At 51.4% G+C, this 23,574-nt stretch carries 17 protein-coding genes and 1 riboswitch; of the genes, 16 read left to right on the top strand and 1 reads right to left on the bottom strand.

The genetic code is table 11. The features are described from left to right. Nucleotides 1-330 precede the first annotated feature (330 nt). From NH461_RS06670 to NH461_RS06600, 15 genes are all read left to right on the top strand, one after another. Nucleotides 331-4,497, top strand: a complete 4,167-nt coding sequence (locus tag NH461_RS06670; protein ID WP_261602460.1) for a TOMM system kinase/cyclase fusion protein — start codon at nucleotides 331-333, stop codon at nucleotides 4,495-4,497. Nucleotides 4,498-4,514: 17 nt separating this feature from the next. Beyond that, nucleotides 4,515-5,492, top strand: coding sequence for a hypothetical protein (locus tag NH461_RS06665; RefSeq protein WP_261602459.1), 978 nt, complete (start codon nucleotides 4,515-4,517; stop codon nucleotides 5,490-5,492). Nucleotides 5,493-5,546: 54 nt separating this feature from the next. Beyond that, complete coding sequence (locus tag NH461_RS06660; protein ID WP_261602458.1) at nucleotides 5,547-6,752, top strand: YcaO-like family protein; 1,206 nt, start codon at nucleotides 5,547-5,549, stop codon at nucleotides 6,750-6,752. After that, entirely contained in the window at nucleotides 6,749-8,095 is a 1,347-nt protein-coding gene (locus NH461_RS06655; protein ID WP_261602457.1) for a TfuA-like protein, read from the top strand. Before NH461_RS06660 ends, NH461_RS06655 begins: the two co-directional genes overlap by 4 nt. Further along, on the top strand, nucleotides 8,088-8,432 hold the full coding sequence (locus NH461_RS06650) for a hypothetical protein (protein WP_261602456.1): 345 nt from the start codon (nucleotides 8,088-8,090) through the stop codon (nucleotides 8,430-8,432). The genes NH461_RS06655 and NH461_RS06650 overlap by 8 nt, the downstream gene beginning before the upstream one ends. An 86-nt stretch (nucleotides 8,433-8,518) precedes the next feature. Beyond that, nucleotides 8,519-9,505: an FHA domain-containing protein gene (locus NH461_RS06645; RefSeq protein WP_261602455.1), complete on the top strand. Its 987-nt coding sequence runs from the start codon at nucleotides 8,519-8,521 to the stop codon at nucleotides 9,503-9,505. 134 nt (nucleotides 9,506-9,639) lie between these two features. Continuing rightward, nucleotides 9,640-10,380, top strand: coding sequence for a biotin/lipoate A/B protein ligase family protein (locus tag NH461_RS06640; protein ID WP_261602454.1), 741 nt, complete (start codon nucleotides 9,640-9,642; stop codon nucleotides 10,378-10,380). 247 nt (nucleotides 10,381-10,627) lie between these two features. After that, on the top strand, nucleotides 10,628-11,359 hold the full coding sequence (locus NH461_RS06635) for an AzlC family ABC transporter permease (RefSeq protein WP_261602453.1): 732 nt from the start codon (nucleotides 10,628-10,630) through the stop codon (nucleotides 11,357-11,359). Continuing rightward, nucleotides 11,356-11,664 carry an AzlD family protein gene (locus NH461_RS06630; protein WP_261602452.1) on the top strand — a complete coding sequence of 103 codons (309 nt, stop codon included), beginning with the start codon at nucleotides 11,356-11,358 and terminating at the stop codon, nucleotides 11,662-11,664. Before NH461_RS06635 ends, NH461_RS06630 begins: the two co-directional genes overlap by 4 nt. 112 nt (nucleotides 11,665-11,776) lie before the next feature. Then, nucleotides 11,777-11,946, top strand: a riboswitch (Lysine riboswitch). Between the two features lie 76 nt (nucleotides 11,947-12,022). Further along, on the top strand, nucleotides 12,023-13,042 hold the full coding sequence (gene dapA, locus NH461_RS06625; protein WP_261602451.1) for a 4-hydroxy-tetrahydrodipicolinate synthase: 1,020 nt from the start codon (nucleotides 12,023-12,025) through the stop codon (nucleotides 13,040-13,042). Nucleotides 13,043-13,071: 29 nt separating this feature from the next. Further along, a complete protein-coding gene (locus tag NH461_RS06620; protein ID WP_261602450.1) occupies nucleotides 13,072-14,178 on the top strand; it encodes a succinylglutamate desuccinylase/aspartoacylase family protein in 1,107 nt (368 codons plus the stop codon). A 334-nt stretch (nucleotides 14,179-14,512) separates the two neighbouring features. Next, a complete protein-coding gene (locus NH461_RS06615; RefSeq protein ID WP_261602449.1) occupies nucleotides 14,513-15,652 on the top strand; it encodes an EAL domain-containing protein in 1,140 nt (379 codons plus the stop codon). Between the two features lie 9 nt (nucleotides 15,653-15,661). Beyond that, nucleotides 15,662-16,105 carry an EAL domain-containing protein gene (locus tag NH461_RS06610; protein ID WP_261602448.1) on the top strand — a complete coding sequence of 148 codons (444 nt, stop codon included), beginning with the start codon at nucleotides 15,662-15,664 and terminating at the stop codon, nucleotides 16,103-16,105. 384 nt (nucleotides 16,106-16,489) lie between these two features. After that, nucleotides 16,490-18,874 (top strand): cytochrome c peroxidase, encoded by a 2,385-nt coding sequence (locus NH461_RS06605; RefSeq protein ID WP_261602447.1) that lies wholly within the window; start codon nucleotides 16,490-16,492, stop codon nucleotides 18,872-18,874. A 92-nt stretch (nucleotides 18,875-18,966) separates the two neighbouring features. Beyond that, nucleotides 18,967-19,113: a hypothetical protein gene (locus NH461_RS06600; protein WP_261602446.1), complete on the top strand. Its 147-nt coding sequence runs from the start codon at nucleotides 18,967-18,969 to the stop codon at nucleotides 19,111-19,113. Between the two features lie 112 nt (nucleotides 19,114-19,225). Here the strand turns inward: NH461_RS06600 and NH461_RS06595 are convergent, their stop codons facing one another. Next, entirely contained in the window at nucleotides 19,226-21,067 is a 1,842-nt protein-coding gene (locus NH461_RS06595; RefSeq protein WP_261602445.1) for an ABC transporter ATP-binding protein, read from the bottom strand. Nucleotides 21,068-21,409: 342 nt separating this feature from the next. Between NH461_RS06595 and NH461_RS06590 the strand changes: the two genes are divergently transcribed. Then, a complete protein-coding gene (locus tag NH461_RS06590; RefSeq protein ID WP_315903239.1) occupies nucleotides 21,410-23,515 on the top strand; it encodes a TonB-dependent siderophore receptor in 2,106 nt (701 codons plus the stop codon). Nucleotides 23,516-23,574: the final 59 nt, after the last annotated feature.

The following is a 23,574-nucleotide window of genomic DNA, read 5'->3' as shown; positions in this document are numbered from 1 at the left end:
TTCCGTCTTGCCGCTATCTTTGAGATAGCGGCAATTTTTTCTACTTCAACTGCAGCGCCTATCCACTAAATGATGTTGATGGTTTCCCGGCTTCCAGAATGCCCTTAACCAGAAAGCGTCAATAATTCAGAAAGCATCAATCCCCAATACTTCCACCAAAACTGAACACATCTGCACGACTTCAGGGGTGCTTTTACCACTGATCCCAGACTTTTCTTTGTGATCCTCCTCCAAGTCGCAAAATTGACAAATGCATCGATCTGCATATTTGTTTTGATTTATACTGGCTTTTATTGAACACCTCGCTTTATTAAATTACCAATGGAATACATGGAAAAGGAACGTCAGAGCCAGCAGCTGATCACCTCTCGCTTCAAATCTGCCGAATACGAGTTACTCGAGAAAATCGGTGAAGGGGGATTTGGCCAAGTTTACAAAGCACTGCATCGCCGGACACAAAAGTTTGTTGCGATTAAGTTTTTGACGCTCCTTGAAACCGATAATCCTGATAAAAAACTACGCCAAGTCGAGCGTTTCCATCGCGAGTGCGACCTGATTCGCCGTTTAAACCACCCGAATGTCGTGTCACTTCTCGATAAAGGTCAGCAAGGCAGCGATATTCTTTACGCTGTCTATGAGTTTATCGACGGTCTGACTCTTAAAGAGTATCTCCAAAAGCATGGGCCGTTCACCCCGTCAGATGCAGCGGATGTCATGGCTTGTGTGTTAGATGCACTAACGCATGCCCATGAGAATGGCGTGATCCACCGGGATATCAAACCGGCGAACATTATGCTCTATCAAGTCGGGGCAAAACTGCATGTGAAGGTACTCGACTTCGGCATTGGAACGTTGAAAAATGATGTGAGGCAGACGGATTACAAAACCCTGACGCTCACCCAGGAAACACTGGGAACCCCCACTTACAGCGCTCCCGAACAACTGCGGGGAGAACCCGCTTTGCCTCAGACAGATCTATACATATGGGGGCTGGTGTTTATCGAATGCCTCACCGGCGTCCCGACCCTGTCCGGGAACAGCATGGCTGCCGTATTTCACCAACAGTTAAGTACATCCAATATCCCGCTGGGGCCATTGGCCAGCCACCAATCCGCACATTTATTCCGCCGGGTACTGAACAAGAAGCCCCTGCAAAGACCCGGCAGCACGGTTGAGCTCTATCAGGAATTCAGGAAACTCAACTTTTCAGATCTGGTCGTTTCCAATCAGCGAGCCTGTGCCAAGCCATCAAGCCCGGAATTTGAGAACCAAACGCAAATCAATACGCGCTCCCCTGTTTATTCCAAAATCACGGAACGCAAACAAATTGCAGCGCTCAGTGTGATTCTCTCCACTTACCGAGCCCAGCCGCGTCATCACCACGTTCCCCCGGCCATCAGCCAGGATGTCATTGACATGATCCATGCGGATCAGCTCCATCAATGTATCGATATCGCAATCCGGTACGGTGCTTATCATGTCGGTACCCTGGGGGACACCCTACTGTTTTATTTTGGCTACCCCACACTCAGTGATAATGACAGTCGCTTGTGCGCTCGTGCTGCTTTAGATATTTCCAGTAATCTCAATGGTAAAAAAGGTCAGCTATTTCAGAACCATGGCTTGGTCAGTGAGCTAAAAGTCGGCATCGAAATCGGGATTATGCAGGGCTTTTCCGGGAACTCACCGGAAGGCAAAATCGCCAATGACGCATTACGCTTATCCAGGCTGGCTGAGCCAAGTCAGATTCTATGCTCAGAGCAAGCCAAAACGATCCTTGAAAATCATCTTATCTTTCGGTCTAACAAATCTTCCGGCCCGCTTCACGCCCTTGATACGCCTCAGTACTTATTGCTCAGTGAGCGGGTATCTGAAGCTTTTGGCTTTCTGCGCGGCACCTGGAAGCGTAGTGCTTTCATCGGCCGCGAAGACATGTTTGAGGCACTACTCAACTTTACTCACGAAGCTGAGGGGACAGCATCCTACGGTCAACAAGAACTGCGGAGGCTGGTGCATTTATATGGAGAGGCAGGGATCGGAAAATCCAGGCTTGTATTTGAAGTCCAAGAACAGTTGTGGGCGACGCCACACTGGGTTGCTCAGTGCTTACCCGAATACAGGAACAATGCACTATTCCCGATCCTCAAACTGATTAAAGCCCGATATGAACTTGACAGCTTTAACGCAACCGACGCCACCGCCAAACTTGAACAGATCATCGCAGAATGTAACCTGGATTCGAAGACGCAATCAAAAAGCCTTTGCGTACTACGCGCCTGGTTGAATCTGGAGTCAACAGCGGATGAAGCCGCAGTTCAGCAACAGCAGCGTATTCTGGCAGCAATGTCTCCTAAACAGCAAAAAGATTGCCTGTTTCAGATCCTTGCTCACCTGCTGTGCCAACCTCAATCTACAACAGCATCTCCAGAGCATCCATCAAGCCAACTCTTTATCTGTGAAGATCTGCATTGGTCCGATCCGACAACGCCAGAGTTTATCGAATACTTTGTGAATTCTGAGCCATTCCTTCATGGGAATCACATTTGGCTCAACACCTCGCGAAAACCACTACCAAGCCACTTAAAACAAGCAGGCTTTAAGCAAATACAACTGGGTAAGCTCACTGAAACAAACTGCCGCCACATGATCGAGAGCCTGTTCGGCGATCAGACGGTGAGTGAAGCTGTACAGCGTTTATTAATTGAGCGATGTGATGGGATCCCTCTGTTTCTTGAGGAGCTGGTGAGCAATATTCAAAAACAAGAGTTGGTTTGCAAGATCAATGGCAAGATCGAGTTCATCGGCCGAGATCCTGAAATCAGTATTCCGGTTACCTTAAGAGAGTCACTGCAACAGCGTCTCGATAACCTGACCTTCGCGAAAGATACCGCCCAGCTAGCCGCTGCAATTGGACGGAAGTTTGACGATCATCTCTTGTTTGCTGCATCTGAAAAAGATGAAACTCAAATTCTCGGGGATTTAGATGAATTACAAAAAGCAGGAATCATCTATGTGCAGCGCAGAGTCAATGGCAACCGGTATATTTTTAAACATGCGATGATCCGAGAAGCAGCTTACGAAAGTGCAGCTAATATTATCGCTTTACATAAACACATTGCCCTCGCTCTGGAGGATTTTGCCACAAACCAAACTGGATATGCCCCCGAACGATTAGCCTGGCACTGGATGAAAGCCAATCAACCTGAGCGAGCTATCCCCTACTACTTGCACGCCGGGCAACAATCCTCGAAAGCATTCATTATCGATGATGCAATTCATTATTACGAAACGGCCCTTCAGCTCACCAAGCAACATGACCAGTCGCCTCAGGTTGGTGAAGTAATCAATGATACGACCGTTTTAGCGCACAAGGTCTCGGCACACTTAGGGCTTGCTGACAATCTGGTTCGACGGGCGCAGCACGAGTTAGCCCGACAACACTATGATCTTGCACTATCTGAGCTTGCCGAAACGGATCAGATCCTAACGGCACAAATCCACCTCAAAAACGGCAAATCCTGGGAAACACACCACAATCACCATCGCGCCATGGCGGCATACGACAAAGCAGAGCAAGCACTTGCCCAACACCCGGCGCAAAACGAAACATGGCAACAGACTCAGCTCGATGTACTCAGCGCAAAGTTGTATGTCTGTTATTGGCGAAATGACATCAACTTAATGACAGCGTTACTTGACAAAATCGAACCGATGCTCGAGCAAGCAGGCGACGCTTACACTCAGGCTAAGTTTTACGACAACGCGCTGCACTTGCGGTTCAGGCAAACACAGTACAACCTCAACCACACAGATGTGATGCTCGCCGAGAAAGCCTATCACACATCAACACAGACAGATGATGCTGATTTACAAGCCTACTGCCTGTTTGTACTCGGCTTTACCCTCTACTTCAGCCAGAGCTACGACCAGGCTGGTCCAAGGCTGCAACAAGCCCTGAAACTGGCCAAACAACAGAGTGACAGAACGCTGCAGGCACGATGCCTGACCTATCTGACCATCCTGCATCGTCAGCTAGGGGACATCGACGGCACGCTCAGCTACAGCAAGCAGGCGATGGTCAGCGCGAAACTGGCCGCAATGGACGACTACATTGCGATCGCACATGCTAACCAAGCCTGGGTCGCCTATAAGCAGCACAAATCACGTCGGGCATTCAAACTGGTCGCACTGAGCCATCGCACTTGGCAAGGCCTCGCAAGCCAGTTCCCTTTCCCGTTGCAATGGCTCGCGCTGTTGGTTGAGCTTGATCTCCTCACCCAACAACACCTGGAAGCCGTAGACGTTACCACCTGGCCACACTTAATGACTGTCGTTGAGTCACTCATTGATTCAACTCAGCAACGGTTACCGGAAACCATTACAACCCCCCTCAAGGAGGTGATTTCACTTCATCAGCAACGTTCAGCAAACGAATCGCGCAGCCTGGCGCCATTGGCAAGCGCGCTCTATCACAGCAAAAGGTTAGGTTATCTTTAACATCAAAAGGAATAATTATGTCATCTCAAACAGATAATTCTTACATCGAGAAAATAGATTCATACGTTAATGAAAATGGTCAACTCACACTGCGCTCGCAAGATATATACGTGATACGTAAAGAAGGCACCCGCGCGACGCTGATCAATTATGACGATTACGCTGGTACGAAAGATATTAAAAAAGGCAGCGAAGCAAACAACGAAGAAAACAGTAAAAAAGATAACGAAAAAAGTAACGAAAAAGCCATTAAGCTCGAGTGGTGCTACAGCGAAACCGATCACCACTTTTTCTTCCAAACGGGCAATGGCCTGCGCCCCGCTAACCTGACCAGCCCAGCGCTGACCAAAGTGATCCCGTGGAACCTCAGCACCGCCCGCTGCCCGGCCGGGATCGACAAAACAGATTTAAAACCCGGTTACCTGCTTGATTTAAGAGCACTGCAAATGAGCCGGCTGAACCCACCGAGTCGTACAGAAACGAAAACCGACGTTATTCTTGATCAACCGATCGGGAAGCTGGTACCTGACAATTTAACACCTCGCAAAGATGATCGGAATATACCGGTCACATCTTTAAAAGAGCTCAGTGAGGCCGTTGAAGACAATTTATATATCGTCTCTTATAAGAATCCTCTGCACGTTAGAGATGACAATCTGTTCTACCCTTACCACATTCACTACCTGAGCAAGGAAGCCCTGGACCAACTGACACAGTATGATCTGGAGCGCGGACAGGATAGAGATCTGAACGAACTTAAACACACGATTCTTGAGTTGAAACTAACCCTTCATGATGTTGAACCTGATAAGCAAGCAGCTCGCATCCAGAAGATCGTCGAGGAGAACGACACACTCACCTCCCAGTCACTGTCTCGCTACTACAAGAACGCCGGTGTACAGGTTGGCGCGTTAAATCCAAAAGATATCAACGTCGACACCCACTCACTCGGCGCCGTTTGTATGGTGGCCAATTTACAGAGTTTTCTGAAGTAATCACGATGCCCTTTGAGCAGAGTCATCCAAAATTTCGGAGAAAAAGAGAACACTATGACGCAAAAAGGACACCAACTGGGAACACACAGGCAATGTTCGCCGCAGTCGACGCTTGACAGAATATCCCCCTGGCTCTTACAGATGGGGATCACTCGAGTCGCGAATGTGACCGGGTTAGATCGAATTGGCGTCCCTGTCGTCACCGTTTGCCGGCCGGATTCAAGCTCGGTTTCGGTCTCCCAGGGAAAAGGATTGGATCTCATATCAGCGAAGGTTTCCGGGGTTATGGAAGCGATTGAGACCTATCACGGTGAACATATTGAGCACCCTTTACGGCTTGCCAGTTATGCCGAGTTGTGTAAAAAGGAGCACGTCATCGACGTATCCTACCTGCCGAAGTTGTCTTTTAGCCAATTTAGTGACACCCGGAAATTGCTCTGGATTGAAGGGCATGACCTGCTCCAAGGACACTCGCTCTTTGTGCCGTACGAAGTGGTCCATTGCAACTTCTCGCTCCCCTTACCGACGGGGAGCGGGTCATTTGTCATGAGTACCAACGGCTTGGCATCCGGCAACACCTACCACGAAGCTGTGGTACACGGGTTGTGCGAAGTCATTGAACGCGATGCTTTGGCCCTTTGGCAACTTGAACGTAACCAAGATAGCAATCATCAAATCAAACTCGACACCGTCAATGATCCCGCTTGTTTGAGTGTCATCGCCAAATTTCGACAGGCGCAGATGCAAATCCAGATCTGGGACATCACCTCAGACATCGACATCCCCAGTTTTCTCTGCAAAATCCGCCCGGCTCAGAATGCCAGTGGTCCGGCCTATGCCGCCATCGGTTCCGGCACACACCCCTGCAAAAATATCGCATTGCTGCGGGCGCTGACCGAAGCAGCGCAAACCCGATTGACTCTGATCTCAGGTTCCCGGGACGACATTGATACCAATTCATACACCCGACATACGAATCTTCAGGCATCTGGCCCGGACGACGGACAAAAAGACTTCGCAGACATCCAATCCTGGCACCACAGTAACTTTGAACAGGACATTTCGCTGCTCCTGGACAAGTTGCAACAGGTCGGCGTCTCTCAGGTTGCCGTTATCAATCTAGAAAAAAATGAGTTTCAAATCCCGGTTGTCAAGGTACTCGTCCCACGCTTAGAAGGGATCCACGAAACCCCCGGCTACATCATGGGTCAACGCGCACGTGCGAAACAGCAGGCGATTATTGATGAGGACAACGCATGAGCATCATTGTTTTTAGTGGCCCGAGTTTAGCTCAGAAAGATGCAGCGCCACTGCTCACTGCTTCGTACCGTCCGCCGGCAAAGCAGGGGGACGTTTATCTGGCGACACTCGACAACCCCAAAATGATCGTCATTATTGACGGTTATTTTGAAAGTGTTCCTGCTGTCTGGCACAAGGAAATCCTGTATGCCATGTCAAAAGGCATCCATGTTTTTGGTTGCAGCAGTATGGGCGCCCTACGGGCAGCTGAGCTTGAGCATTTTGGCATGGAAGGCTATGGCAAGGTCTTCGAAAGTTTCGCCTCCGGCGATTTCGAAGATGACGACGAAGTCGCACTGGTCCATGCACCGGCCGAGGCTGGCTATATCGCCGCATCCATCCCGATGGTCAACATCCGAGCAACCCTTAATACGGCAGTGGATAAACAGATTATCGCTCCCCAACAAGCAAAACTGCTGACCCAAGCGCTAAAGAATGTATGGTATCCGGAAAGAAACTATTCGTGTCTGTTGTCCATGGCGAAGGAAATACTCAGCCATCATCAATGGTGTGAACTAGAACGCCATATTGAAACAGACACCGTCGATCTCAAAAGGTTGGACGCCATCAGCCTGCTCAAAACATTGCAAGCCATCGACATCGAGCAACTGCCGGCCAAACAGGTACACTACAGTTTCACGCCGACCGATGCCTGGGAGCGGTTAGTCGCCGATGTCACTTATACGCAAACATCGAATAGCCAAATCTGCGAGCTTCAGGATCTTTGGCGAGAAACGAAACTGGATGGCACTTTTTTTCAACGTCGACAACAAGCCATTTGCCGAAAATCCGCGCTGCGCGAAGCCCAAAAATACGCACCTGATTTGAATAAAGACATCATTCAACGCGTCTTGCTTGAGCTTGCGTATCAACGCTCGGCATGTGCCGGACCTGAAATTGATTTCGACAAGCTCGGCCAGTGGCTCAACGCTGAACACATCAACATGGAAGAGTTCCATGCGTTAGTTCAACGTCAGGGATTGCTTGCCTGGCTCCACAGTATCGATGAACGTATCGACAGCGAACTCCTGGATATCCTGAAGCTTGACCAGAGCTTTGCCGCATACCAGGCCCGAATTAACAGCAAAAAGACCATGACCGCAGCAAGCTTGTCAGAACTTGGGATCAACGAGGAAGAACTGTGGCAATGGTTTTTTTCCGTTCGCCTCCGGCAAGAAAAACCAAAGCACGTTGAAGACTATTGGAAAATTTGCGGGTTTGATTCTCTGGAAGAAATGCGAACCGCAGTGCTCAAAGAGTATCAATACCATTATTGTCAACAGGAGAAAGCAAAAGATGAATAAGGAACACCCGATTGACCTGGTTGTATCCCTGTCAATCAACACAAAAGATGAGACACGCTATAAAGCATTGGCACAGGAAGTCTTCCCGTCAATTATGACAAAAACGGGGTGGCAACTGACAACGCTCTGGCCGGTAGAGCCTTCTGAGACCGAAACCATTGCTTTTCACAACCTATGGCAAACTAATGCACTGAGCAAAGACCAGGCAGAAACAGCATTGACCCAGGCGATCAATGACCTTTGTCAGCAGGCTGCAGGATTTGCGGAAAATCTGGAGCAGATTGATCTGACCATTGTTGAGGAAGAGCTTCAGTATGTGCAGCGGTATCACTACTGAAGCTGTCAAATAACAGTACGGGACAGCGCCTGCCTGCTGGCAGGCGACTCCATTGTCTCTAGGCATCCATAGTAAAAGGAAATCCCATGGCATACTTATCAACCCCAAACACACACTACCGTATTTTTCTCAAAGCCTTTCACAAGTTTGGCCGTTTATCGACGGCGGTTGATACGGTGCTAAATGGCCCGGAAATATCCAGGCTTCATGCCTTGGTTGAGTGGGATGGCCACTATTGGTTCTTGCGAGACTTGAGCAAAAACGGGGTATGGGTGAACGGACAACCGATTACCCCAAATAAGTTACATCCGTTAAGTAAGGGGGATCACATCAGCTTTTCTCACCAACACAATACGACATTTATTGCCGAGAATATTGATCCGCCGAGAGATTTGCTCGTTCCCTATATCAAAGAAGATGCGCGGTCAGTCGATGATGTCGAGCCGATCTTATTGGAGAATTACCACTTTCTACCCTCTGAAGAGTCCCCGGAAACCATCGTTTTCTACGACACGGCAGAGCGAAGCTGGATGTGTGAAACCTTAAATGATAGCAATCCTTTTAAACTCTCTGATGGCGAACTCTTAGAATTTTCGCATCGTCAGTGGCAACTACTAAAAGGGGCAGCAAACGAAGAACAAGAAACCATTGCCATCACAGATAATCCCCACAATGAGCTTTGTTATATTTTCAACATCAGCCCAGATGAGGAACTGACTGAACTGACTGTGTCGAATCGTAGCCGCTCCTTCAATTGTGAAGCAAGAAGCCACCATTACCTAACCGCCCTGCTGGCCCGCTATAAAGGAGAAGATCTGAAAAACCAAGTCCCGGAATCCCAACAAGGCTGGCGCTCGGTGGAGCAACTCACGAAAGACATTGGCCTCTCCGAGACACACGTCAATATCCAGATCCACCGGGCAAGAAAGCAATTATCCGATCTTTTGCAATCTGAAGGCATGGTCCCCCCTTTGCTGATTGAACGAAAGCGGGGCCGAGTCCGATTAGCCGTCAAAGACTACCAAGTGATTAAAGGGAACAACCTTGAAGTGGATTCAAGGCAACTGATGTAGGGCTTGGGTTTGCCATATATACAACAATAGGAGCCAGCAAGAAGGCTCCTTTTCTCAATAAATGAACTTCGTGGGTCAGTAGCCACCGACTAATGCAACCATGAATCCATCAGCACATAGCGTAGATAGGGCTTATGACATCCAAAAACAAACTCATTCGCTACCTCAGCATTGACGCAGAAGCTCTGTTCAATAAAGAAGCTGAATTGTTGAAACAGGTGCAATCGAATGAACTCTCTCAGGTGCTCTTGTTATGGCAGGCAAAACGACCAACCCTAGTGCTGCCGGCGGGGAAGAAGTGGCCGGTGACGCCCCAGCTCACCAGCGCATTGAACCAGGCTGGCTGGCAACTGGTTTCACGAACAACCGGCGGGGCACCTGTCCCTCAACAGCCAGGTGTTATTAATCTCTCCCATATTTATCACTGGCCGGATAACCAGCCTTACGATATCAAAGCAGCCTATCTCAACTTATGTCAGGTCCTGAGTCACTTCTTTGCAGCGCTGGGCGTCAGGGTGAATGTCCATGCCACGCCCGGCTCGTATTGCGATGGAGAATACAATCTCAATATCGATGGTAAAAAAGTGGTGGGGACCGCGCAGCGCGTATTGCTGAAAAAAGGCGGCGGTCAGGTTGTCCTTTCGCAAGCCTGTATTTTGCTTGAGGGCAAGATGGATGAAATCGTCAAACCGGTGCAACTGTGCAATCAGATTTGCAACCACGACGCACGAATCCTGGCGAGCGTACATACTCCGCTGTTTGAACACCTGCAATCCCGACCTGCCGTGGACGCGCTGTTCCAACAGTTGACCAGTGCCTTCTTGCAATCCTCTTCCCTGCCCCAAGCCGGATCGCGTCCTGAAAAATTGGCCTAATCACTCCCTGTCCGGCTGTCCTTATCGCCGGGCAGAGATATTCCCGAGCAAATGTTATGAATATGTTGAATATCCATATCAGGCATGGCACTCTTCCCGGTACAGTCTAATTGTATAATAAATCAATCATGGCGCTACGCATGAGCCTCATGACCGAGGCAAGCGGCGACGCTCTGCCAGCCCGAACGATTGTGGTATCCCCTTGGATTGACATTGACTCAAATCACTTCACGTTGAAAAGATAATCATGCAAACCGACACACAACAGGATTTAATCCCGGAGACTCGCCTCCACGAGTTCACCTACACAGATGTCTGGAACGGCTTTACGCAATTGGTCCCCCTCTCCTTTTTCGTCATCGTTTTCGGGATCGCATTCGGGGTGGCTTCGGCGCAAACCGGGCTGGACAACATTTCAACCATGCTGATGAGTGCCCTGGTATTCGCCGGCGCATCTCAGTTCGCAACCTTGGATCTATGGGGAGCCGACGTGCCCATCATTCCGGTGATAGTCACCGTCTTTGCCATTAATGCACGGCATCTGCTCATGGGGGCAACACTCTACCCGTGGTTGCGTGAATTGCCACCAGCGAAACGCTACGGGGTGATGCTGCTGGCATCGGATGCGAACTGGGCCATGTCGATGCAGGCTTTCAGCCGCAAAGAGCCCGGTCTGGGCCTGCTGATCGGCGGCGGGCTTGCATTGTGGTCATTCTGGATAATCGGCACCTGGCTTGGGCTGTATTTCGGCAATGCCATTTCTGATCCGGTCAGCCTCGGGCTGGATATGGTGATGGGCTGTTTTTTGCTGTCCATGATTGGCGTGGGCCCGAAGAACCTGCGCGTGTTTGCTATTTGGGCTGCCGCTGCCGGGTCATCTCTGCTGGCCTATTGGTATTTACCTGAGAACAGCCATGTCGTTGTCGGTGCGATTGCCGGGGGAACGCTGGGCGCATTTTGGACGGAGAAAAAGTCATGAGCATTGAAACCAGCTTTAGCGGTACCTTATTGATTATCCTGATCATGGCACTGGTGACCCTCGCCACGCGCTGGGGCGGGGTGTTTATCATGTCGTTCATTCCGATTGGCTACCGGGTACAGCAGTTTATTACCGCAATGTCCGGCTCGGTGCTGGTTGCCTTATTGGCGCCTTTGGCCGTCGAGGGCGATCTGGGCGCCCGTCTGGCGCTACTCTCAACCGCCGTCGTGATGTTTATCTGGCAGAAACCCCTCCCGGCGATCACCGCAGGGATCATCGCCGCGGCACTCACCCGGCAGTTTTGAGGACTTTGACGGCGAGTGGTGAAATAAAATGAGCTAAAGCCGCATAAAAAATCATGACGGAGATTGACATCCCGTCACCATTGATGATTGAATCAAATCATTCCCTCTCATAGGGATCAGAAGAGGCGCGTTAACCAGGTAGTCTGTCGGAGGTATCCAAATACCGCTGAACACAGATCAGGGGGCTTAACGCCGAGGTAAGTTTGTATTTGGAAGCAAGCTTATCGGTCACTGGGGCTGAATCCCCAGGGCTGTCACCGCTGGTGGAGAGCTTCTGGTGTTTGTGCTTTTTTGCCCTCAAGAATGGCTCACAGCCATCGGCTTTCTTCGCAATGCCAAGCTCTCTAAACGGATAACAATGACATTCGGATTAGAGATGCCAATTCACAATTCATGCCCTACAACAGAACATCTGGTATCGCCGCAAGCCACGTCACTCAACCAGACAACGCTATGGACGGCTTTGATCACCCCTTTTCACGACGATGAGTCGGTTGACTTTGAGACACTGACCCAACTGGCCACCGAACAAGACGCCGTCGGTAACGGGATCCTGCTGCTTGGCAGTACCGGGGAAGCACTGGCGATGACACCGACCGAGCAGCAAGCGGTGGTTCGTCATGTATGTGCGCTGGAGCTGTCCGCGCCGCTGATGGTCGGCGTCGGCGGTTTCCAGCTTCAGCAGCAACTGCAATGGCTGACCTTCTTAGCCGATTATCCGATTGATGCCCTGCTGCTCCCGGTCCCTTTGTATGCAAAACCCGGCGCAGCCAGCCAGCAAAAATGGTTCGAAGCCCTGCTGGATGCCAGCCGCTGGCCTTGCATGATTTATAATGTGCCCTCACGAACTGGTGCCGCTCTGGATGCGCAAACTCTGGGCGCAATTTCCGCCCATCCGAATGCCTGGGCGGTCAAGGAAGCCAGTGGCAGCGTGGAGGTGTTCACCCGTTATACGCAAGCCGCCCCGACGCTGCAGTTTTTCTGTGGTGACGATGCGCTGTTTGTTGATTTTGCTGCAGCAGGGGCCTGTGGTCTGGTGTCCGTGGCGGGGAATGCCTGGCCGGAAGCAACCGCCCTGTACGTTCGCCAAACTCTGAGCCAGACGGCATCCAGCGTTCAACAAGTACCAAGCTTTCAGCAGGAGCCAAATTTTCAACAGGAACCAAGCTTTAAACAACTGTGGCAAAGCGCGGGCAACAGCCTGTTTTGCGCGGCGAACCCAATCGCGGTCAAAGCCCTGATGCAGCACCAGGGGCGTCTGCGCCACGCCGGGCTGCGTCCACCGCTGTATATGGACGAATTACCGGAACTGACGCCGGTTCTCAATGCCAATCACGACATTAATCAGTGGATGCACAGCTGCCAGGATCAATCATAATGACGACTTCGCCCGATAACGAGTTCCTTATGATCACAACCACAACTGTTAAAGTCGGTGAGCAACCCACCGGCAATCCGATGGAAGTCCCGGTCATCCATATTCAGGGCCAGGGCAATGGTCCGCGTGTTTATATCCAGGCCAATATCCATGGTGCGGAAGTTCAGGGCAATGCGGTCATTTACCAATTGCTGAATCTGTTTCGTCAACATCCCCCGCTCGGGGATGTGGTGATGGTGCCGCAGGCGAACCCGCTGGGCATCAATCAAAAAAGCGGGGAGTTTACACTGGGTCGTTTCGATCCCGTGACCGGTGTGAACTGGAACCGCCAATATCATTTTGACAGCAGTGTGCTGGAACCTTTTTCCCAAGCCTACCTGAACGCGGAAGAAAGCGAGATCCGGGATGCCTTTCGGGCCCAATTAGTCCAGCAGCTTGAGACAAAACTGGCTTCCTCCTGGGGGCTTACATGTGGACAACACCTGGCGCTCAACCTGCAAAAAATGGCCGTTGAAGCCGATATTGTGTTGGATTTACATACCGGGCCGATTTCGGAACGCCACCTGTATGTGCCCGAATATGCCAGAGCGCGCGCTCGCCATTTTCAAATCCCGCTCAATATTCTGATCCCGAGTGATTTCAGCGGCGCCATGGACGAAGCCAGCTTCAGCCCATGGTGGCAATTAAGCCAACATTTTGCCCAATTAGGACGTGAACTACCGGTGATGGTCGATGCCTTTACCATTGAACTCGGTTCACAAGAGCGGCTGAATGTGGCGGATGCCCGCAAAGATGCCGAAGGCATTTGCAACTATCTGCAACATCAGGGGGTATGGGCCGATCATCCGGTACAACTGGTACCAGCAACGATGCACGCCTGTTACCTCAAGGACTACAAAGCATTCTTCAGCCCGGCCGGAGGCCAGGTCGAATATCAGGCCAGGCTCAATCATCCACTTCCTGCCGGTGAACCTCTGGCAACCCTGTGGCATTTCAACGCATTGGCCAGCGAAGCCAATCATAGTCGGGTCATTACCCTACCCTGCGACTGTATTCCTGTGCTGCATTTCGCCTCCGCGAGTGTCCAACAAGGGACCGAGCTCTACAAAGTACTGACCAACACCTTCCCTCTTTAGACGAGCCTGAACCAACAGATCATCCTGGGTCAACGCAAACCTGCGGGAGTCATCTCCCGCACAGCGCTCATTCCTTCACCACCAACCAATACCCTAAAAGAATGAAAAGCGGTGACTTATTGATCGGTCACACTGTAATTTGAATGAACTTTACTTCTTTCTTCTGAAAAACAGCTACACTGCCGCCGGTTCGCTCACAATCTGAACACACGATGTCGGCAAAGCAATTTCACACTCTTTCATTACGTAAAAAGACCGCGCTCCTGTTTGGCTTCGGGCTCCTCGGTATCATTGCTGGCTGCCTGTTCATCACCCGAGCTTTTTTCTGTATAGCGTGCGAAAAAAAGATGAATTTGAACGGATCACTGCCCTCGTACGTGAAGCGGCACGCTCTTCATCGCTGGCCCAGGATCAACTCCAGGATGCGATACAAAAGTTCGAGGCCCTTTACCAGAGTTCATCACTGGGCATGATGCTCGTGGTCGACGGAAAAATCCAGGATGTGAACACAGCCACTTTATCCATGCTGGCCTATCGCAAAGAGCAACTTGTCGGGCAAGCCTTTGAGACCATTTGGGATAATCAATGCAGCAAGCTCCAGCTGGAAACCCTCTGCCACCATTTACACCAGGAACAACAACAATTAGAAGCGGCTCTGCTGACCGGTGACGGCAGACACGTGCCTTGCGGCATTGAAGGCCGTCTGATTCAACAGCAAGGCCGAAGCGCACTGATGCTCTCCATCACGGATATGCGCACCCAAAAAGAACAAGCGAAACTGATTGAAGATTTGGCGGGTAAAGATGCCCAGTCCGGGCTGCTGAACCGCCCGACGGTGATGCAGTTGATTGAAGAACAATCCGCTGCGGCGCCGCAGCAGTTTGCAATCCTGTATTTCAGCATCGAGCGACTCAAACAGGTCGCATCAGTATATGGCTATCCCGCTTTCGATGCCGCTATCCAATACCTTGCCGTGCTATTTACCGAACAGTTTCAAAATGCGACCATTGGCCGGCTGAGCGAATCGGAGTTTGTCATTCTCCTGAAACCAGGGACCGAGCTGAACAAAAAGCTGAAAAAAGCCAACCGATTGATTGATCAGCTCAGAAGCCCGGTCGAGACTGACGGCTATCAGCTGCATCTCTCGCTCAAAGCAGCATTTATCGAACCAGAACTGACCCGTTACTCGCTCGAGCACTTATTACAAGCAGCCTATTACGCGACGCATGCGTCTTCACAACAGAGCAATCACCATATCAGCACGATTGATGAATGCGCTGCCGAGCAGGCACGCATTGCACTGATTATCAGTCGTGACCTGAATACCGCCATCCGGCAGAAAGAAATTCAGCCGCACTATCAGCCGATTGTTGCGGCACAATCGGGCAAGATTATTGGTTTTGAAGCACTCGCCCGCTGGAACCACCCAACCCTTGGCCCGGTTTCTCCGGCCGTGTTTATTCCGCTGGCGTAAAAACACAAGTTGATCATCGAGCTGGGTGAGCTGATCCTGGAGCAAGCTTGCCAGTTCTGTCATGAGCTTACCCAGCAAGGCACTCAGGGACAAAAACCATTCAGCATGCACGTGAATCTGGCCGCACCGCACTTTTATCATGCCGAGCTTACGACCTTGTGCAACTACCCGCTTGATATTGTGAAGCTGGATCGTTCGTACATTAACCAACTCACGCACAACGACAAAGCAAGTACCCTGATCCGCAATATCGCCCGGATGGCCAATGAACTCGGATTGACAACCGTAGCAGAAGGCGTTGAAATCAAAGCGCAACTTGACCAACTCAACACATGGCAGATTAACGAAATCCAGGGCTTCTATTTCTATCGCCCCATGCGGAAGGAAAACATCATCTGCCAACTCCAGTTCAATGCTGATTCGGTGTTGCTGGCGTCCGAACCAACGCCCTAGGCTGTCATGTATGACATAGGGTTCTCACGCCAGACATAGCGTCACCACGTGTAGCAAGGAGCTATCACGTATAACAAAGGGATATCAAGCGCAATACAGAGCATCAGGCTCATCTCAATAGCCACGCATGGCGCAGCGATGCCGGCACACGTCATGTCCTCAGCAATAGGAACCCTTGTCTAACCGTAGGCACAGGTTTCCCAGCCTGACGTATTCGGTATGCCGCATAGGCAAATCCATTTCCCCCGCAGACCATCAATATCCCCCGACACGTCCTTAACTTTCCAACTCAAGAGCACAATATGCCTGTTGTAAATATTGTGTTATCGCATTATATTACCCAACCGAATTGATACTGATAACAACAATTATTCCTATTCACATATGAACATAGTCAGCAATCACGACTTCACACTCACGCGTCGCGCCATCTCCACTGCCGTGCTCATCGCTACCCTATCGCTCTTGGGTGGCTGCCAACATGAGAATACGTCCACGCCGCAACCCCCGGCGGAGGATCAAATCACGCCACCCAAGCTTCCTTTGGTCACAGAGCGGGCATTCACCTTTACCGCCCGCGTTGATCATGACGAAGCCGCCGGCAGCGCATTTACCCTTCGGCAGCCCCACAGCGATCTGACCATCACCGGGACAGTCGATAACGACCGCATGATTCAGGTGAGCATTCCGGCGGGCACAACAATCGCTGCACCGTTGCAAGTCAGCGTCGCGCTCAATTTGGATACGTTTAAGTATCTGAGTCAAAATGTTGAAACACTGGCAAAAGTTACCGCGATGAAAGCCGCGTCTCAGCAGGCTTCAGGGTCGGCAACGGCGGAAATAAATGCCACTGCAATCGACGAAATCACACTCCAGACAACGGCAACATTTGCCCTCGCCGATCGTAATTTCAATGGTGTGCTGTCTGACGATGAAATCGAGCACCATCACGTCGCCAGCGCCGAGGGCGAACATCAGGAGCAGATGCAGGACTTAATGGTTGCAGCGGAAGTGGCACGTCAGGCGCCGGCAAAACTCTACTATGAAACCACCTATGCACTGATGGTTGACTTCCTCCAAGATGAAGCCGCAAAACGCGCATTCTTTGCAACCAACGCCAGTCTGGTTCAGGCAGCCAAAGCTTCGCTGTTCAACCAAACCATACCGCTGAATGAAGAAGCGAAAGACTTTTTGCGTCTGGATCAAACCGGTTGGCCGCTTCAAGATCAATCTCTCACCTATCAGGAAGCGCCCTGGGCTTGCGTGGACGACATCCGTAAAGTCTCTATCCGAGATTACGGCACCCGACTGTGGCAGACGCCTGACAACCAGGCCACCGGACAAGAGACGCTGACCGACCTGATTTTGGCGGCGAATCACAATAAAACATGTAACACGGCAACGTGGCGTCTACCTACTGTCACCGAGCTTTCCGACTTGTTTGATCAAGGTGGTCTGAACTTCCCGAACACTTTCCCGGCACTGGCGCAAGCCATACAATATTGGGCAACCGATGACGCCGACACGCTGGTTCTGGTGAATTTCACCAGCGGAGATGCCGTAGTGACTCAACCCGCAGGTGATGCCAGCGCGCAGGCATTGCTCCATAGCTTTACCCCTTTCGATGTCTGGTTCAATATTGCCCCTGTTAACACACCGGTCGATCTGGCAGCGCTCAGAACAACCTATTCACAAGACGCCTCCCAATGGCCGTCACCAAACATCAGTGAGGGCGTGGCTTGGCAAGAACTCGGCTTGCGTCCAGCAGTCCCGTTTCCGGCCGATAACCCTTATTCAGAAGCCAAAGTGAAGTTGGGCAAAGCGCTCTTTTTCGATACCCGGCTTTCAAAAGACAACACAGTCTCTTGTGCCAGCTGTCATGATCCGGCCAAAGGCTGGGCCGACGGGGTCAGACAAGCGGTCGGGATCAACGGCCAAATCGGCACACGAAATACGCCCACGATCCTGAATACAGCCTACTACGACACCCTGTTCCTCGACGGGCGTTCAGCTTCTTTGGAAGAGCAGTCACTCCACCCGATCGCAAATCCAATCGAAATGGGCTTACCGCATGACGAACTCTTGCTCAAGCTGGATCAGATTGCTGAATACCCGGCCCAGTTCGAGACAGCTTTCGGCAACGAGACCATTACGCTGGAGCGGATTGCCAAAGCAATCGCGACGTTCGAGCGCACGATCATCAGCAAAGACAGTGCCTTTGATCGATTCCTCAAAGGGGATCAAGATGCGCTCTCCGACCAGCAATTGCACGGGCTGCACCTCTACCGCACCAAAGCCCGTTGCATGAACTGCCACAGCGGCCCGATGATGACCAATCAGCAGTTCGAAAATATTGGTCTGGCTTATTACGGCCGCAGTCTGGAAGATCGCGGGCGATACAATGTCACCTACCAACCTGAAGATATGGGCAAGTTCCGGGTTCAGATGTTGCGAGATATCAAAGCCACCGATCCGACAACGCACCTGGGTTTATTCAAGCTAGCCACTATTAATGCTTCCAGCGGCAGAGTGACCGGCCTGCTGGCCATGTACAACAACGGGATGACTCGAAACCGGAGCGGTAACTTCCCACAATATGCGGCCAAGTATGACAAGAACTTCCCGGTAGTTTCCCCGCTGATCGAACGACTGGCGCTGACCAATGAAGAGCTTCAGGCACTCGATGCTTTCATGTCGGCAATCTCGAGCGAGATTCGAACCGACAGTGCGACACCGGAAGAAATGGGAATCCAGTCCGTGATCCACTAATCCGCTGTCATTCCTCTCACGTTCGTTGGCCGGGTGGAACATTCACCTGGCCTCAGCGCAGCCCTGGCGGTGGCCTGTATACCTTAGTCGGTATGGATAAAGCCACTTATGATCAGAACCTGCAGCAGATCGTGAATCATGCCAAAGGGAAAGATCCAGTCTGGTGGAAGAAATTCAACTCTGGGAAAGCCGAACAAGCACTGGACAACGTGCTCGACTCTTTAGGCTCTCAGCTGTAAACCCAGTCAGAAAAACAAAGGCTGCACCGAGTGCAGCCTTTTTCTCATCCTAGCCTTGTCGTAATGTAGCATTATCGAAAAGCAGTATTGTCGCAAATTAGCTTTGTCGCGATTATGCCTGCGCCAGACTCTCGCCGATAAACCCGCCGGTTTGATGCGCCCATAGCTGAGCATAAATGCCGTTTTGCTTCAGCAGCTCCTGATGTGAGCCCTCTTCAACAATCTTCCCTTGATCCAGTACGACCAGGCGATCCATCTGGGCTATGGTTGACAGCCGGTGCGCAATGGCAATCACGGTTTTCCCTTCCATCAACTGATACAGGCTTTCCTGGATTGCGGATTCCACTTCGGAATCCAGCGCCGAGGTCGCCTCGTCCATCACCAGGATCGGTGCATCTTTGAGCAGCACCCGGGCAATGGCAATCCGCTGGCGCTGACCGCCGGAGAGTTTCACCCCACGCTCCCCGACCTGAGCGTCATAACCCGTATTGCCATGCGGATCTGACAGATGCTCAATAAACTCATGCGCATGGGCCTGACGCGTCGCCTGCAGCAGTTCTTCTTCGGTCGCATCCGGACGGCCATAGAGAATATTCTCACGAATCGAGCGATGCAGTAGCGACGTATCCTGGGTGACCATCCCGATCTTACTGCGCAGCGAATCCTGATCCACCAGCGAAATATTCTGGCCGTCGATTTTGATTTCCCCGGCTTCCACGTCATGGAAACGCAGCAGCAGGTTCACCATGGTCGATTTCCCCGCACCGGAGCGGCCCACCAGACCAACTTTTTCACCCGGCTTGATCGACAGGTTCAGCTTTTCAATCACCCCTTCTTTTTCACCATAGTGGAAGCTGACCTGATCAAAATCGATACTACCCTGCTTCACGCTCAGTTGCGGCGCATTCGGAACGTCCTGAATCGATACCGGCTTCGACAGCGTTTTCATGCCATCAATCACGGTGCCAATGTTCTCAAACAGCGCCCCGATCTCCCACATGATCCACTTCGACATCCCCTGAATTCGCAGCGCAATACTGATCGCCACCGCAATCACCCCGACGGTAACCGCAGCATTCATCCACAGGCCAATCGACAACGCAGCCACGGTGAACAGCAGCAGGTAGTTGATGGCATCAACACTCAGCACAAAACAGGTCGCCAGACGCATCTGGTTGTACACCGTGTTGAGAAACCCCTGCATCCCCTTCTCGGCATACTCGGTTTCCCGGTTGGTATGAGAGAAAAGCTTCACGGTCGCGATATTGGTGTAGCTATCAACAATCCGCCCCGTCATCATCGAACGGGCATCCGCCTGCTCCGTCGCAACTTTCTTCATTCGCGGCACAAAGTAGAACTGAATGGCAATGTAGCACGTCAGCCATGCCAGGATCGGCAACATCAGATAGAAATCCGAATTCCCCATCATGATGATCATGGCTGTAAAATAAACGCTGATATAAACCAGAACGTCCACCAGCTTCATCACGGTTTCACGCACCGCCAACGAGGTTTGCATGACTTTGGTCGCAATACGACCGGCAAAGTCATCCTGATAAAAAGACACGCTCTGGCGCAGCAGATACCGGTGAGCCAGCCAGCGAATCGACATCGGGTAGTTCCCCAACAAAGACTGGTGCATGATCATCGAGTGCAGGAAAGCCAGCGCCGGGATCACCACAATCACCAATCCGCCCATCAGCAACAGGGTGTTGCCTTCTTCCGCCCACAAGGTGTCGGGGGTGTGGTTTGCCAGCATGTCAACCAGTTGCCCCATGAAGCCCAGCAAAATCACTTCGACGATTGCCACCAGCGCACTGAGCACAGACATTGCCAACAGCGGTAATTCAAACCCACGGGTATAGAACCGGCAAAACGCAAATAAATTTCCCGGCGGCTGTTCGGATTCCTGTGGTGGAAAAGCCGCCGTTAAATTTTCAAAAAACTTAAACATATATTCATGAACCTATGTTTGGACAGTACAGCGTGTGACGCTGGACAGAGAGACAGTCGACATACTTTAGCTTGATGCCCATCGATAAAAAAGTATTTGTTTTTGTAGGGGTAATAGCATAGCTGAAAGCAAAATTTCGCCTGAATGGAATTAGCCTCATACCGGTTTCAGCAACCCATTTTGCGAACTATATCACTTCAATATGCACCGTATTGATAAGTATATTTATTTAAGCCATGCACCTGAGTGCAAACCGTTTATTTTATCAAAAAATGTCGACATAATATAAATGATAATAATTAGCATATCGATTCGACGTTTTATTTAGAGGTATAATAACGGATGTTACCGACAACCATTGCCCAGCGAAACTTGCTGGCAAGCACGATTTCCCGAACCTGCCGTTCCACATTACTGCCGCTCTCATTCACCTTGCTTGCAGTCCCGGCAGCCGCAGAAGTTACCGGTGAACCGACAACCCATGAGACCATTGTGGTCACGGCATCGACCCTTAAAGTCGAGACACCGATGGCGGAAACACCGACCGCGGTTTCAACGGTGTCCCGCGATGAACTGGAAGTGCATCAGGTCCAAAAGCTGGATGAGGCGTTTCGCTATAAGTCTGGTGTTCTTTCAGCACCATACGGCGCAGATAACGATACCGACTGGTTGCGCGTACGAGGCTTTGATGCGGCCACCTATCTCAATGGCAGCCGATTATTCAAAGACGGCTACTACACCTGGCTACTGGAGCCCTACGGGCTGGATCGCGTTGAACTGCTGAAAGGCCCGGCCTCGATCCTTTACGGAGAGGCACCTCCGGGCGGGGTGGTCAATGCGATTCAAAAAACACCAACCACCACGCCGCAAGGCAAAGTGGAAATCCAAGCCGGCAACAAAGATCACCAACAAGTTGGCTTTGACATCGCAGATACCGTCAGCGGCCGCGACAATATGCGCTACCGTTTGGTCGGCTTGTTCAAAGATAGTGATGGCGAGCTGAACGGCACGGAAAATACCCGCTACTACCTGGCACCGAGCCTGGCCATGGATCTCAGCGATGCCACCACCCTGACGTTGCTGGCAACCATCATGCATGACGATGGTGTCCCGACCAACGGCTTCTTCCCGGCATACGGTTCCCTCATCGACACGCCGCAGGGAACCATTGATCCGTCCACCAACCTGGGTGAGCCGGGTTACGACAAATACCGCCGGACACAGATTTCGGTCGGTTATCAGCTTGATCATCAAGTTAATGACACCTGGACCTTTGCCCAGAACTTCAACTATGGCTTGAACGAGCTGTTCCTGCGCAGTAGTTATGCTTTTCCGAATGACTTATCCAGCACCCTCTACCGCGGCGTGGTGTTCCGGGATGGCGACCTCAGCAGCATCACCTTGGATAACCGGGCGGTGGGTCGCTGGTATGGCGAGCAAACCGAGCAAACATTACTGGTTGGCGTTGATCTGCAGACCCACGAGAACCGTGGCAAAGAGCTAGACAACTTCGCCTTCGGCACCATTGATGCGTTCGCGCCCGAGCACGGCAACTTCACGCCGATTGACGAGTCTGCCGCCATCGACCGGAAGATCCGTAAGGACCAGGCCAGCCTGTATGCCCAATATCAGCTGACGTTTGACTACCGTTGGATGGGTATTCTGGGTGGCCGCTACGACTACGTAGAAACAAGCAACCAAAACAAAACGGTCGGAGACAAGCAGAGCTATTACAACGATCAGCTGTCCGTGAATGCCGGGTTGATGTACCTGGCGGATAACGGCCTGTCACCGTATGTCAGCTATGCCGAGTCATTTGAAGTTCTCGCAACAATCGATCCGAGCACCGGCAACCCTTACAAACCGCTGGAAGGCGAGCAAACCGAAGTCGGGGTCAAATACACCCCTGAGTTTTTTGACGGCTACATCAACCTGGCCTGGTTTGACCTGACCGAGAAAAACAACCTGGCGACCAACCCCGATGGCGGCGCACAAATCCAGAGCGGTGAAGTCAATTCACGCGGGGTCGAAGTCGAGGGCGTGGGCTATGTCACGGAAGATCTGAAGCTGACCGCCAGCTACACCTACACCGATGCCCGCAGCAATGACAATACCGGCTCCGGCGACAAACGTGCGGCACAAATTCCGCGTCATATGGCCAACGCCTGGGTTGACTACGACTTCACCACCCTGGGCCTCGAAGGCTTCCGTCTGGGCACGGGTGTCCGCTACATCGGAACCAGCGTCGATAACCCGGCCAGCAGCAATCGGAAAGTGCCGGCCTATACCCTGTGGGATGCTTCGGCGCAGTATGACATCAATCCTCAATGGCAGGCTCAGTTGAACATCAACAACCTGACCGATGAAGTCTACGTCGCCAGCTGTGATTACTACTGTTACTACGGTGAATCCCGCCGTGTGATTGCCAGCCTGAAATACCGCTGGTAATCGACACCTGGAATCATCCTGAAGTTAGCCGGGCTGGGTACTGAACCCACGCTCGGCTT

The sequence above is a fragment of the Photobacterium sp. TY1-4 genome, from assembly GCF_025398175.1.
Taxonomy (GTDB): domain Bacteria; phylum Pseudomonadota; class Gammaproteobacteria; order Enterobacterales; family Vibrionaceae; genus Photobacterium.
Note: the sequence above shows the minus strand (reverse complement) of the source record. Positions and strands in the feature narration are given on the sequence as shown.